This is a genomic window from Vibrio sp. L85, assembly GCF_963871815.1.
GTDB lineage: Bacteria > Pseudomonadota > Gammaproteobacteria > Enterobacterales > Vibrionaceae > Vibrio > Vibrio harveyi.
In genome coordinates this window covers 61,046-73,553 of the sequence record NZ_CAWMYL010000246.1, presented here as the reverse complement: position 1 = coordinate 73,553, position 12,508 = coordinate 61,046, and the positions used below count along the sequence as shown (strand labels likewise).

16 protein-coding genes are annotated in these 12,508 nt (G+C 43.7%); 6 read left to right on the top strand and 10 right to left on the bottom strand.

The genetic code is table 11. The annotated features are described in order from the left end of the window. Positions 1-5: 5 nt before the first annotated feature. Together sigZ and AACR11_RS27195 are read right to left on the bottom strand one after the other, a co-directional pair. On the bottom strand, positions 6-566 hold the full coding sequence (gene sigZ / locus AACR11_RS27200; RefSeq protein WP_009703482.1) for an RNA polymerase sigma factor SigZ: 561 nt from the start codon (positions 564-566) through the stop codon (positions 6-8). Further along, complete coding sequence (locus AACR11_RS27195; protein ID WP_005433559.1) at positions 553-846, bottom strand: ArsR/SmtB family transcription factor; 294 nt, start codon at positions 844-846, stop codon at positions 553-555. Before AACR11_RS27195 ends, sigZ begins: the two co-directional genes overlap by 14 nt. A 251-nt stretch (positions 847-1,097) precedes the next feature. Here AACR11_RS27195 and AACR11_RS27190 point away from each other — a divergent pair, with 251 nt between their 5' ends. Next, the gene (locus AACR11_RS27190) at positions 1,098-2,192 is read left to right on the top strand and encodes a permease (RefSeq protein WP_005452504.1); all 1,095 of its coding nucleotides are present in this window, start codon (positions 1,098-1,100) and stop codon (positions 2,190-2,192) included. 183 nt (positions 2,193-2,375) lie between these two features. Here AACR11_RS27190 and AACR11_RS27185 read toward each other — a convergent pair whose 3' ends face one another. Both AACR11_RS27185 and AACR11_RS27180 read right to left on the bottom strand, forming a co-directional pair. Then, positions 2,376-2,582 carry a hypothetical protein gene (locus tag AACR11_RS27185; protein ID WP_050922556.1) on the bottom strand — a complete coding sequence of 69 codons (207 nt, stop codon included), beginning with the start codon at positions 2,580-2,582 and terminating at the stop codon, positions 2,376-2,378. A gap of 179 nt (positions 2,583-2,761) precedes the next feature. Then, positions 2,762-3,133: a YybH family protein gene (locus AACR11_RS27180; protein WP_009696409.1), complete on the bottom strand. Its 372-nt coding sequence runs from the start codon at positions 3,131-3,133 to the stop codon at positions 2,762-2,764. A gap of 117 nt (positions 3,134-3,250) precedes the next feature. On the opposite strand from AACR11_RS27180, the gene AACR11_RS27175 reads away from it, so the two are divergent. Next, positions 3,251-4,117 (top strand): LysR family transcriptional regulator, encoded by an 867-nt coding sequence (locus tag AACR11_RS27175; protein WP_029788597.1) that lies wholly within the window; start codon positions 3,251-3,253, stop codon positions 4,115-4,117. Positions 4,118-4,269: 152 nt separating this feature from the next. Then, positions 4,270-4,563 (top strand): hypothetical protein, encoded by a 294-nt coding sequence (locus AACR11_RS27170; RefSeq protein ID WP_005452495.1) that lies wholly within the window; start codon positions 4,270-4,272, stop codon positions 4,561-4,563. Between the two features lie 51 nt (positions 4,564-4,614). On the opposite strand, the gene AACR11_RS27165 is transcribed toward AACR11_RS27170, so the two are convergent. From AACR11_RS27165 to AACR11_RS27155, 3 genes are all read right to left on the bottom strand, one after another. Continuing rightward, a complete protein-coding gene (locus tag AACR11_RS27165; protein ID WP_005452494.1) occupies positions 4,615-6,573 on the bottom strand; it encodes a monovalent cation:proton antiporter-2 (CPA2) family protein in 1,959 nt (652 codons plus the stop codon). Beyond that, on the bottom strand, positions 6,570-7,187 hold the full coding sequence (locus AACR11_RS27160) for an NAD(P)H-dependent oxidoreductase (protein WP_029788594.1): 618 nt from the start codon (positions 7,185-7,187) through the stop codon (positions 6,570-6,572). Before AACR11_RS27160 ends, AACR11_RS27165 begins: the two co-directional genes overlap by 4 nt. 197 nt (positions 7,188-7,384) lie before the next feature. Further along, positions 7,385-8,176, bottom strand: a complete 792-nt coding sequence (locus tag AACR11_RS27155) for a PhzF family phenazine biosynthesis protein (protein WP_029788593.1) — start codon at positions 8,174-8,176, stop codon at positions 7,385-7,387. A 192-nt stretch (positions 8,177-8,368) separates the two neighbouring features. Here AACR11_RS27155 and AACR11_RS27150 point away from each other — a divergent pair, with 192 nt between their 5' ends. Then, the gene (locus AACR11_RS27150) at positions 8,369-8,902 is read left to right on the top strand and encodes a YbhB/YbcL family Raf kinase inhibitor-like protein (RefSeq protein ID WP_005452491.1); all 534 of its coding nucleotides are present in this window, start codon (positions 8,369-8,371) and stop codon (positions 8,900-8,902) included. A gap of 31 nt (positions 8,903-8,933) precedes the next feature. Beyond that, the gene (locus tag AACR11_RS27145) at positions 8,934-9,716 is read left to right on the top strand and encodes a helix-turn-helix transcriptional regulator (protein WP_029788592.1); all 783 of its coding nucleotides are present in this window, start codon (positions 8,934-8,936) and stop codon (positions 9,714-9,716) included. 20 nt (positions 9,717-9,736) lie between these two features. Here the strand turns inward: AACR11_RS27145 and AACR11_RS27140 are convergent, their stop codons facing one another. The 3 genes from AACR11_RS27140 to AACR11_RS27130 form a co-directional block, all read right to left on the bottom strand. Then, positions 9,737-9,949: a hypothetical protein gene (locus AACR11_RS27140; RefSeq protein ID WP_005452486.1), complete on the bottom strand. Its 213-nt coding sequence runs from the start codon at positions 9,947-9,949 to the stop codon at positions 9,737-9,739. Between the two features lie 151 nt (positions 9,950-10,100). Further along, positions 10,101-11,156, bottom strand: coding sequence for an ACR3 family arsenite efflux transporter (arsB, locus tag AACR11_RS27135; RefSeq protein ID WP_005425129.1), 1,056 nt, complete (start codon positions 11,154-11,156; stop codon positions 10,101-10,103). 85 nt (positions 11,157-11,241) lie between these two features. Then, a complete protein-coding gene (locus AACR11_RS27130) occupies positions 11,242-11,583 on the bottom strand; it encodes an ArsR/SmtB family transcription factor (protein ID WP_005452482.1) in 342 nt (113 codons plus the stop codon). Between the two features lie 269 nt (positions 11,584-11,852). On the opposite strand from AACR11_RS27130, the gene AACR11_RS27125 reads away from it, so the two are divergent. Continuing rightward, complete coding sequence (locus AACR11_RS27125) at positions 11,853-12,437, top strand: NAD(P)H-dependent oxidoreductase (RefSeq protein ID WP_009696403.1); 585 nt, start codon at positions 11,853-11,855, stop codon at positions 12,435-12,437. Positions 12,438-12,508 lie beyond the last annotated feature (71 nt).

Here is a 12,508-nt window from a genome sequence, read left to right as displayed (position 1 = left end):
ACTGCTTAGCATTTATCGCAAGAAGAACCGTTTTGGTTGCAGTCTGTCATGCGACCTTGTTTATCGAATGAGAAGCTACAACATTCCTCAAATAGCTTTTTCAATTCTACCCGTCCTTTTTGAACACGTGATTTGAGAGTCGAGTAGCTGATGCCTTGCTGTTCTGCTAGCTTTTTTTGGCTCATACCTTCAAGCTCAATAGAAGAGAGCAGTTGCGATTGCTCTTCTGGTAGCGCCTGCACAAACGGTGCAATGCACTTTGACAACTCTTGTTTAAGACTCGCTGCTTGTTCTTCAAACCACAGATCTTCAGCGATGAGGTCATTATCACGCTGGTTTCGTGCACGTTTGCGGTAGAAGTCGATGATGGCGTTATTAGCGATTTGGAATAGCCATGACTTGATGCTCGATACATCACGAATATCCCCAAGATTCTGATAAGTCTTAAGTAAGATCTCTTGTTTGAGGTCGTCTACGTCATCTTCATTACTGACTTTAGAGCGCAAGAAGGCGTGAATAGCGTGTTCGTATTCGCTCCAAATCGATTCAAGGTTAGCAGTTTTCATTGATACAACACTCGTCACGCAGGAAGCCAATAACCGTATCTAAACATTCATACTCAGCAACACAATACAAAGTACGACCTTCACGACGCTGACTGATTAAGCCAGCTGAGGCAAGGCTCGAGATGTGATGAGAAAGAGTAGAAGCTGGAATGCCAAGTTTATCTTGTACGCCACCAACTGCGATACCTTCATAGCCCGCTTTAACCACCTCTTTATAGATACATAGACGGGTAGGGTGTCCTAGCTCTTTGAGCGCTTTTGCTACAGCTTCGAGTTCCATACTGACCTCTTGGAATGACTGACGATAAATACATTTCGATGATAGTGAAAGTGTAGATGAATAGCAAACAAGAAAATTTCAATATCTAATTTATTGATTAGTAAGGGTTAAATTTATATTTCGATATTTATCGAAATATAATGGTTGACGCATCGATTTTTAATTCTATAATTCGAGAAAAATAGAAATGAAGAATTCAGCTTCATTAGGAAATTTACAGTTACTGATGTGACATCAGTAGGAGATAAAATATGAATCCAGAAATCATGACAATGGCCAAAGAAGCGCTTGATATGTTTGCGTTTCTTGCAACCGAACTAATCATTCTATTCCTAGCAATTAGCTATATCGTGGGTGTGTTGCAAGACTTTCTAACACCAGAAAAAATTCAGTCTATCCTGAGCTCTAAAAAGGGTAAGGGCTACTTTATTGCAGCGTTGCTAGGCTCGATTACGCCTTTCTGTTCATGTTCAACGATTCCTTTCTTAAAAGGATTGTTGCGTGCAAGGGCGGGTTTTGGACCAATGATGGTGTTCCTATTTGCAAGTCCACTGCTTAACCCAGTGATCATTGGCTTGTTTGTGGTGACCTTTGGTTGGAAAGTGGCAGTATTCTACTTTGCTATTGCGATGACAGTATCAGTAGTAGCAGGTTATGTACTTGAAAAACTTGGGTTTGAGCGCTACGTAAAACCAGAAGCATACGAAGCAGTAGGTTCTTCTTCATGCGGTACTTCTTGCGGTGACTCAAGCAAGAAAAAAGAAGAAGCGAAACCAGCATCTAGCTGTGGTACCAGCGCTTGTGGTGAACCAGCTCCAGTTGTGGCGAAAACATCTTGTTGTGGTGATGCGCCAAAAGCTGAACCTAAAGTGGAAGTATCTTGCTGTTCATCAGACGGTACTGCAACAGCGACGATTGTCGAAGAGAAGCAACCAAGCCGTTGGGTTCGTATTTGGCACTCAACTTGGAAAGACTTTAAACAAGTGTTCCCTTACCTAATGATGGGTATTGCGATTGGTTCATTCATCTATGGTTTCATCCCAACGGATCTGATTGCAGAATACGCAGGTGAAGCGAAGTGGTACGCGATTCCGGTAGCAGCAATCATTGGTATTCCATTGTACATTCGTGCAGAGGCAGTGATTCCACTAAGTGCGGCGTTAGTACAAAAAGGTATGGCATTGGGCTCAGTTATGGCATTGATCATTGGTAGCGCTGGCGCAAGTCTTACAGAAGTGATTTTGTTGAAATCTATCTTTAAGAACCAAATGATTGCAGCTTTCCTATTTGTCATCCTAAGTATGGCAATGGGCGCGGGTTACTTATACAGCTTTATCTTTGCTTAATAAAAGTTAGACGGGATAAGCACGATTACTTAAAAACAAAAATCCCCAAGTCATTCAGACTTGGGGATTTTTTATGTTTACCGGATGCGCCTGTCAGGGATAAGGAAACAAAAAGAGCCCATTTAAATACAGCGAAATGGGCTCTTTGTTTTCGGAAGAATGTTCATAGTCGAGGCTTAATTACTATAAGACAATGACTACGGGTTCTTCTGATTCTGCTATTGGCTCTCGCGTAGGATGTGAATATTCCGAGTTTTGAGTAAAGTCATCAGGACTGTTGCCATTTAAAGCGGCACACTCTTCGTCGGTAAGCCATCCAATAAACTCCGAATCTTGATCGAAGCACACTTCTTTGGGCGTAAACGCCGCAGACTGAAATGATAAAAGCATCAAAAGTGACGCAAAAAAGAGTTTTGACATGATTAAATATTCAACCAATTGTTTATTAATAGACGGATAATTATAATTATTGTGATGTTAGTTCACATTTTTCCGGCTGAAATGATATTGATTGGTTATTTTATTGTCAATGTAACTGAATAAATATTTGCGATAACTATCAATAACTTTTATCGTTCGCCAAGTACTTCGAACTCGTCATAGGTCAGACGAGAAAGACCGTCAGCTTGGATCTCCCATAGTTCTTTATGCACCACACCAAACGCTTTGTTCATGGTCCAATCGGACGTCAGAATGTAACCTTGTTCGCTATCTTGTTCCCATTTCGTGTTGGTGTAGTCCACGCTGTTAAAACCTTGGTCCATGATGTTTTGCCAGAATGCTTGAATTGCTTCACGACCTTCAAATGTACCAAAAGGTTTGGCAACCATGATTGCATCTTCGGCGTATTGTGCTGCGCATCCTGCAGCGTCCTGATTATTAAAAGCGATTTGCCATGCTGAAATGCCTGCTTGAGCGCGTTCTAAAACTGATTGAGTCATCCTGAAATTCCTGTGTTTGGTGTTTGTTTATGTGGCAATCATAGAGGTAGAATTGAATCAGAAAAACAAACAAATAAGAACGGAATGTTCTGATAAATAGAACAATGAGGAAAAGTGATGAATAAGCTGCGTTTGATGTCTCTATTCGTTCATATTGTAGAGTGTGGGTCGATCTCCAAAGCCGCAGAGAAGTTAGAACTTTCTAAATCTGTACTGAGCTCTGCACTCAAACAACTTGAGGGGGAGTTGGATACGTGTTTACTTAAACGCACGACCAGAAAGCAAACGTTGACACCCTCTGGTGAGCGCTTTTATCAGCAGTGCGCGCAAATGACGAAGCAAGCGGAAGAGGCGTGGCTAGAAGCAGCAGAGTTGAAGCAAACCCCAGTGGGAGTGATCACCGTGACGGCTCCCAACGCATTAATGCGCTCGATCGTATTACCTGCCTTAACGGCTGCTTTTGCCGATTACCCCGATGTGCATTTAAATTTGATCAGTGATGATAAACATGTCGATATCATTCAGCAGAATATTGACCTTGCAATCCGAGTTGGAGCGTCTGGTGATTCAAACATTAAACAGCGGAAAGTTGGGCAGTTTTGTGACGTATTGTGCCGCGCGAGAGGGGAGCAATCTGACATGGGAGATGCTTCTTATATCGCTCAACATTGGCAGGTCGAACCCATTGTTCATACGTTCTTTTTGGAGAAACAAGACCACCAAGTTCAATACCCAGTGAAGCATCGAGCGAACAGCGTGTTTGATGTGGTGAGTCTTTTAGAGATGGGATTGGGCTTTGGGGTTGTTCCTGATTTTATTCTGGACTCGAATCCACTCCTTGAACCAGTACCTAATGCACAAGCCTCAAAAGTGAATCCAATTTACGTATTACATCCTTATCATGCTCATGTGCCGATGTCTGTGACATTAGCGATTCAAGCAATTGAAGAACGTATTGAGCAAGTGATTACATGCAGAAGCTAAGAGTTTGACTCCATCAAAATTGAGAATGTAAGGAGCATTAATCCGCTGCATTTTTATTCGGGATCAATCTTCATCATTATTTCACCCCACGTTCAAAATCCCTCGTCTACACTGTTTGATGAGTTGTCAGTTGGCAGACCAAGGAGGTAGCCATGATTGCAGTTCATCGAGAGTATTGTTTATCGAATAGCCCAGATTTACACGCCCATGTTGAAGTCAATCCCGTCGGCAAATTGGAAGTCGAAATTGTCGAACTTCAAGAGCACCATACCACCGAGTTTGATGATCTTTCTTTTGAAAGCAGCGGTGCTCAAACTCGTATTTGTGGTAAAGAAGATACGGTCCCATGGCAGTTTAATCTTGCTAAAACCGATGCGTTAGAGCTTTCCCATTTAGTGGATGAAGCGAATGAAGAGTACGAGATCTTAATGAGTGATCTTATGTAACGCGGTTGTTTTTGGGGCAATAAAAAACCTCCCAGTGGGAGGTTTTCGCGTTTATTGAGCGTCTTCTTTCGGAAGGTGAAGTTCTTGAACATTTTCTTCGTTGAAGTCGTCCGCGTACCCTTTTGGTGGTGGAGTCCAACCACGTTCGGAACGCGAAAGCTTATCGTGACGATCCTTCTGCATTTCCTCTGCCATTTTTTCTTCTAGATGAATAAATAGCTGACGGAAGTTATTGTCGTAACGTTCGCCTTCCGAATCATCTGCCCACGCTTCATAAAGCATGTCGGACTTACGATCTTCTACTCGTTTGTAAGTCGCTTTTTGTTGCTCAACGAAGAACGGATGAATCCCTAAAGACTTCATCACATGACCGCCCATTTCTAAAGCGGAGTGGTATGTTTCGGATTCAATGATGTCAGCACCCGCCTGTCGAAGCAGATAACCGTGACCACGGTCGAAAGCGCGCGCGATCACTTTCACTTTCGGATAGGTGTGCTTAACGTATTTGACCAATTCAACACTCGCTTCTTGGTTATCTATGGCAACCACAAGTGCTGCTGCGTGCTCAATGCCTGCTGTGTGCAACATATCTGGGCGCATAGCATCACCAAAGTAAGCGCGTGTGCCGATTTGGCGCATGTTATCTACTTGGCTTGCTTGATGGTCTAATACGACCGTTTGAACGCCGTTAGAAACCAACAAGCGATTGATGATCTGACCAAAACGACCGATGCCCGCAATGATGACTGTGCCTTGTTCTTCAATGGTGTCACTTTCACGCTCATTCGATTCACTCTCGAAGCGAGGAAGAATAACCTTGTCGAATAAGATAAATAAGCCGGGCGTTAGGAACATAGAGATCGCAACGACTAACGCCAGTGTTTGCGAAAGTTCGAACGGAATGACGTGGTTTTGAACTGAGAAGCTCAGCAATACGAAGCCAAATTCACCCGCTTGCGCCAAGCTCAAGGTAAACAACCAACGGTTGCTGCCTTTGATACGGAAGATAAAAGCAAGGATAAAGAGAATCGCCGCTTTCAGGACCATTACGCCAAGCGTTAAGCCGATGATCAAACCAAAGTCGCTGAACAGCACAGAGAAGTCGATGCCAGCACCGACGGTAATGAAAAACAGACCAAGCAAGAGTCCTTTGAATGGCTCAATGTTTGATTCTAACTCGTGGCGGAATTCACTGTTCGCTAATACTACGCCTGCTAGGAAAGTACCTAGAGCAGGGGAGAGACCGACTAAGCTCATTAACGCAGCGATACCGATCACTAGCATCAATGCTGTAGCAGTAAAGATTTCACGTAATCCCGAGCTTGCTACGTAGCGGAATAGTGGACGACTTAAGAAATGCCCACCAACGACTACGATAGCGATGGAAGCCGTAATGACCATGCCGTACGCCCAGCCAGGAAGTCCAGCAACTAAGCTGAGCTCTTCGTGATGCTCCGCCGCAGATTGCGCTGCAGACTGTGCCTGCTCCACAAGTTCAGGGAGTGCCAATAGTGGAATGAACGCCAACATTGGAATAACGGCAATATCTTGGAAAAGCAGTACCGAGAATGCGTTTTGACCCCCTTCGGTTTTGGTTAACCCTTTTTCGCTAAAGGTTTGCAAAACAATCGCCGTGGATGAAAGCGCAAAAATCAGACCGATCGCTAATGCAATCGTCCATGGCTGACCAAAGTAAAGCGCAATCGCCATGATCAGTGCTGCTGTACCACCAACTTGGAGTCCACCTAAGCCCATTAAGCGATTACGCATCGCCCAGAGCATTTTGGGTTCAAGCTCCAAACCAACGAGGAACAGCATCATCACTACGCCAAATTCAGCAAAGTGTTGAATTGTCGTTGTTTCTTCACCAACTAAACCAATGATTGGACCAATAACCACACCGGCGATGAGATACCCAAGCACCGAGCCTAAGCCTAAACGTTTTGCTAAAGGAACGGCTATGACGGCGGCAATAAGGTAAACAAAGGCTTGTAAGAATATCCCTGTCATGACGCTTCCTTAATTAGTTGTGGTAGTGCGCTGTTAAGCTTAATAAGCGAAGCGGCGGCTTCAATGTCTAGGGTGTCGTTAACTAACGCATTGAGCAGTGTTTTGTAGCGTTCAACATGCTGATCGATTCGGTTTTCTTCTTGTGCAGTACGAGAACCAAATAGCGCGAGTGGTGCGATGTAATTCATCCCCGTGAGTGCTGACATTTGCTCGATTGGAGCAAGCAGCTCTCGAATGGTGAAATGGTTATAACCTTCAGCTTTGTACGCTTCCTCTTTACCGCCAGCAGATAACACGCAAAGTAGGGTTTTGCCATGAAGCTCTGTGCCTTCAGAGCCATAAGCAAAGCCATATTCCAACACGAGATCTTGCCACTCTTTTAAAATGGCTGGTGTGGAGTACCAGTACAATGGGAATTGAAAGATCACCACATCGTGGTCACGCAATCGCTGCTGTTCGCGGTCAATGTTGATATTGAAGTGCGGGTATTCTGCGTAGAGATCGACACAGGTCACGCCTTCAACGGTATTAGCTGCTTTAAAAAGAGGAGCATTCACTTCAGAGCGATGCTGGGAAGGATGCGCAAAGAGAATGAGGACTTTTTTATTTATCATGAGGATCCTTGCTAAGCGTCTAAACTATTTTTGCTATAAGAATGAAAGACTTTTAATTGCTGTAACAAACTGTAACTCATAAACCTTATCCTATCTACTTTAGGGATAGAACATCGAAAAGTTTAAAATCACTTTCAACGAAATGAAGATAATCTTAATTCGCGAAAGTGATACTTTTTCTATATGCAGTAGAGCGATTACACGAAGATTTTTCCCTGCATGTAAAGCACACCATCGCCCGAGACTTTTACCTGCTCTGCTTTAACCTCACAATGAAGAATGCCTCCGCGTGTGGAAGCTTGATACGCCACGAGAGAGGTTTTTCCTAGTTCTTCTGCCCACAAAGGTGCCAAGCCGGCATGAATTGATCCAGTTACTGGATCTTCATCACCGCCGTTAGCTGGCCAAAAGTAGCGTGAAACGAAATCATGCTCTTCTCCTTTTGCTGTGACGACAACATCATAAGGAGCAAGTGTTTTAAGCTGTTCGGATTGATATTGAACCTCAAGTATTTCGTCTTGGTTTTCGAGCACTACAAAGTACGCTTGTGGGCTCAATAACACGCGCTCTACTTTGCAGCTTAAGCCTTCAATCAGTGCTTGTGGAATATCGGAAATAGGTTGAGGGATTCGTAAAGGGAAGGTCATTTCGATCTTACCCAATGCGTTTTTTTCTACGCTGAGTGTTCCCACTTCTAACGTATGAAACTCGATTTTTTCCTGTACGCCTAATTTCTCAAACAACACCAGTGAAGCGGCGAGAGTGGCGTGACCGCAGAAATCGATTTCTGTCATTGGCGAGAACCAGCGAATCTCATATTGGTTTTCACCGACGGACTTGAGAAAAGCAGTTTCAGAAAGGTTATTTTCAGTAGCAATGCTCTGCATGAGGTCTGGGGTTAACCATTCTTTTAATGGGACGACTGCAGCAGAGTTACCTTTAAACTGAGTGTCAGTAAATGCGTCGACGATATAAATATCTAATTCCATCTGTCCTTCCTTGTTCATTGGTAATGAGCTAACCAGATCAGTCTGTACTCGGTGTCGAGAAGCATTTAAGTGATGCTTTAACTTAAAGTGTCAAAAATTGGCTTAAACTGATTTAGTGTGATACTTATTGAAAGGTTGCTATCTCTATTCGGGAATACACTAACTCCGAACTTAAGAAATAGGAACATTATCATGAAAGCAATGACTAAATCTGTATTGGCACTCAGTTTACTTACCATTGGTTCGGCTCAAGCGTTTGAGCTGTCGAGTAAAGATATTCAAGAAGGTCACCCAATGGCGAAGACTTTTGAATACAACAGTTGGGGATGTGATGGTGGAAACCATTCACCACAATTGATGTGGAAAGATGCACCGGCTGGTACAAAGAGCTTTGCTATCACGGCGTACGACCCAGATGCGCCAACAGGTAGTGGCTTTTGGCATTGGATTGCATTCAATATCCCGGCGTCGGTCAGTGAGTTACCTCGTGATGTTAATATTGCTAAATTGGGTGGTAAAGAATCTCGCATCGATTATGGAACGGTTGGTTTCGGTGGCGCATGCCCTCCAGAAGCTGACGGCATGCACCGTTACCAATTTACGGTTTGGGCACTGCCAACAGATAAACTGAATTTAGATGAAAATACACCAGCAGCTGTGGTTGGTTTCACACTGAATAGCATGGCGTTAGACAAAGCTAAGCTGACGGCGACTTACACCCGCTAAAGTGCAGCAGAAATTAGGGCGAGGGGAATCGATGAGCCACCAATATCAAGTCACGTTGTTTCGTGCAGAGCAGTTACAAAAACTGCGTAATGTGAGGATTCATTCCCCTAGTATTGTGCAGATCATCACGGGCAGTAAGCGTTTATTTTGGAAAGAGTCGGCACTGGATCTCTCTCATTCTGAATTACTGTTGTGTGAAGCCTCTGCATCGCTGAGCTTTGAGAACTTGCCACAGAAAGGAAAGTTCCTTTCGCGAATGTTCAGTTTCCACTGTTTGCCAACAGAGACCATGCTTGAACTTAGTATGAGCATTGGTGGAGAAGGCGAACAACCGACACTGTTGGCGGATAAAGCATTGGAAGATACGTTAAACGCCCTGTTTTCATTTGACCAGCAGTCGATGAGTCAAGAAACCCAGACCTTCTGGGTGATGGGGTTGTATCAACAACTCGCGGAACGAGGTGTTTTGCACCACTTGTTTGCCAGCGCTAATACCACATTCAGTCAAAAATTAAGCCGTTACTTATCACATTCACCTGGTGAAGAGCACTCACTAGAAGGGGTCGCTGAGCACTTTGCAATGAGCCGAGCAACCATGATCAGAAAGCTCAAGCAAGAGGGAACGCAATACCGAGAAGTTCTCGCAGAAGTACGCTTAAATCATGCTCTGTATTTAATGCAAAACGGTCACTACAACGTTGCCATGTTGGCACAATTGTGTGGTTACCAATCCGAAGGACGCTTTAGCCAACGCTTCAAAGGGAAGTTTGGACTTACTCCGAGCGATTACATCAAAACGGTTGTTGTGAACTAAATCCGACGACAACATTCAGGTCACTTGAACCCTTGTTGCGGTGGGAGCGGGGTTAAATCGGTTGTAGCGAGTTCTGTTAAGAGTTGCTGAAGTAACTGTGCTGCGTGAACGTTCGCCCTGACTTTATCGGTGTCATTCAGCTTGCTGCTGTTTTCTTCATTCAAGTATTTAATCGTTTCTTGGGAAAGCTTGAGAACAGCATGCCACTTCAGTTTTTTATATTCTAAATTCATACCCAAACTCCTTTTGAATCTTCAATTTAGAACATTGTTTAACCCTCAAGTTAGCATATTAGAATTTGTTGAGCGCGTTATGCCTATTAACACAAACAAAAAACGCCTTTCACATTTATGAAAGGCGTTTTTGAGCGATGATTACGAGTTGTTATTTATAGTATTTCTGCTTCATTTTAAGCGCAACGTTCACCAGAGCAATCAATACGGGTACCTCGATAAGCGGACCAATTACACCTGCAAACGCTTGATCTGAGTTCAGACCGAATACTGCAATGGAAACTGCAATAGCAAGTTCGAAGTTGTTACCCGTTGCGGTGAAGGCAATTGATGCGTTCTTGTCGTAATCGATACCCATTTTCTTACCAACGAAGAAACTCACGAAGAACATCAATACGAAGTAGATTGCGAGCGGAATGGCCACTCGGAATACGTCCATTGGCAGTTCTAGAATCATTTCGCCTTTCAAGCTGAACATCAGCACGATCGTCGCCAGAAGGGCAATCAAAGTAATTGGTGAAATGCGCGGAATAAATACCTCGTTGTACCATTGTTCACCTTTTGCTGCGACCAGCCATTTACGGCTTAGGAAGCCTGCTAAAAATGGAATACCAAGGTAAATTAGCACGCTTTCAGCGATGTCCATCATTGAGATATCAACCACGAAACCTTCGTAACCAAAGACAGGTGGCAAGACAGTAATGAATAGCCATGCCATCACACTGTAAGTCACGATTTGGAATGCACTGTTCAACGCAACCAACGCTGCACCGTATTCTTTGTTACCGCCGCCAATGTCGTTCCACACCAATACCATCGCGATACAGCGAGCAAGACCGATAAGAATAATGCCGACCATGTACCCCGGATGATCACCTAGGAAAGTCAATGCAAGGATGAACATCAAAATAGGGCCGACAATCCAGTTCATGACCAAGGACAGCGTTATGGCTTTTTTGTCTTTAGTCACCGTGCCTAGTAGGTTGTAGTTCACTTTTGCGAGTGGTGGGTACATCATCAAAATCAAACCAATCGCTAACGGTACGTTTGTACTGCCAACAGACATTGACTCGTTCCACTCTGCAACTTGAGGGAATGCAGCGCCAATACCTACACCGATTGCCATTGCCACAAAAATCCAAACCGTTAGATAACGGTCCAAGAAGCTCATTTTGTCGCTGGCACTATTTAAAACTTGAGTAGTCATAGTGTTCTCTTATTCGTTTATCGTCGAAAGGCGATAGTTAAAGGTATAGTTTATCTTTGTGTGCCGTACCAGCACACAAAGACAATTAGTTAAATAGTTTGGAAAAATCTAGATTGAATTGATCAAACGCGTCGCGCTGAATGCGGTAGCAAACCTTAGGAGGATTTGGCTCTGCACTGATAAAGCCAGCCTGCTTAAGAATACGTAAATGCTCTGAAACGGTAGATTGTGCAAGACCAAGCTCAGAGACCAAATCACTGTTTAGGCAACCGCCCATGGTATCAAGCGTATGCAGAATATGAAGGATGCGCAAACGAGCGGGATGTGACAGCGCCTTAGCTTGAGCCGCTAAGGCTTGTTCCTTCTCAAGTTGCTGCTGTGTGGTCTCAAAAGCTACGCCGCAAGTTGTGTTGCATTTATCACTCATTGACAAGCCTTAATAGTTAATCGTCGAATTGCGATAAAGTGTACGCCTGCTCTATGTAAGATGCAACAATTCAATGGAAATTTAATCGGGAAATCACGATAAAGAAAAAGTTTAAGAAATATTTCCTTCAAAAACAAAGTTATATGAAAAATCTTAGTAGGTTACTAAAAGTTAACTAATTGCATTATAGCTTCAGGTTACCATAATAAACCACATAAGGCGCACCACGGTTATCGCGTCATCTTGTGAACTTATTTAAAGGTAATCCCATGAGCAATGTACTGATCATCAATGCACACGAGCCATCTCCATACTCTGAAGGTCGTCTAAACGCTTCTCTTGTCGACAAAGCACAGACGCTTCTACAAGCAAAAGACCATGAGGTTCGCGTTGTGACAATGCAAGATGAAATCAACGTAGAGGAGCAACTCGCGCACTTTGAATGGGCTGATCGAGTGATCATCCAAAGCCCAATAAACTGGATGTCTGTGCCTTGGTCATTCAAAAAATACATGGATGACGTGTTTACTGCTGGCATGGGGGGCGCGCTATGTGCTTTCGATGGACGTAGTGCAGAGGACCCAAAGAAAAACTACGGTACGGGTGGTACTCAAACAAACAGCAAATACATGCTGTCACTGACATTCAATGCACCAAAAGAATCGTTTGATGATGAGAACGAATACTTATTCCAAGGTAAAAGTGTGGACGATTTAATGCTTCATATGCACGCTAACTTCCGCTTCTTTGGTATGGGTGCACTACCGACTTTTGCTTGCTATGACGTAATGAAGAATGGCGACATTGAAAATGATTTTGCTCGTTTCGAAGCGCATATAAACGAAAACTTCTAATTATCCTAGAGTAATCGATGAATTAAGGTGGACTGCTGTATGCGGTCCATTTTTATTTGTTTGCGGCGAGG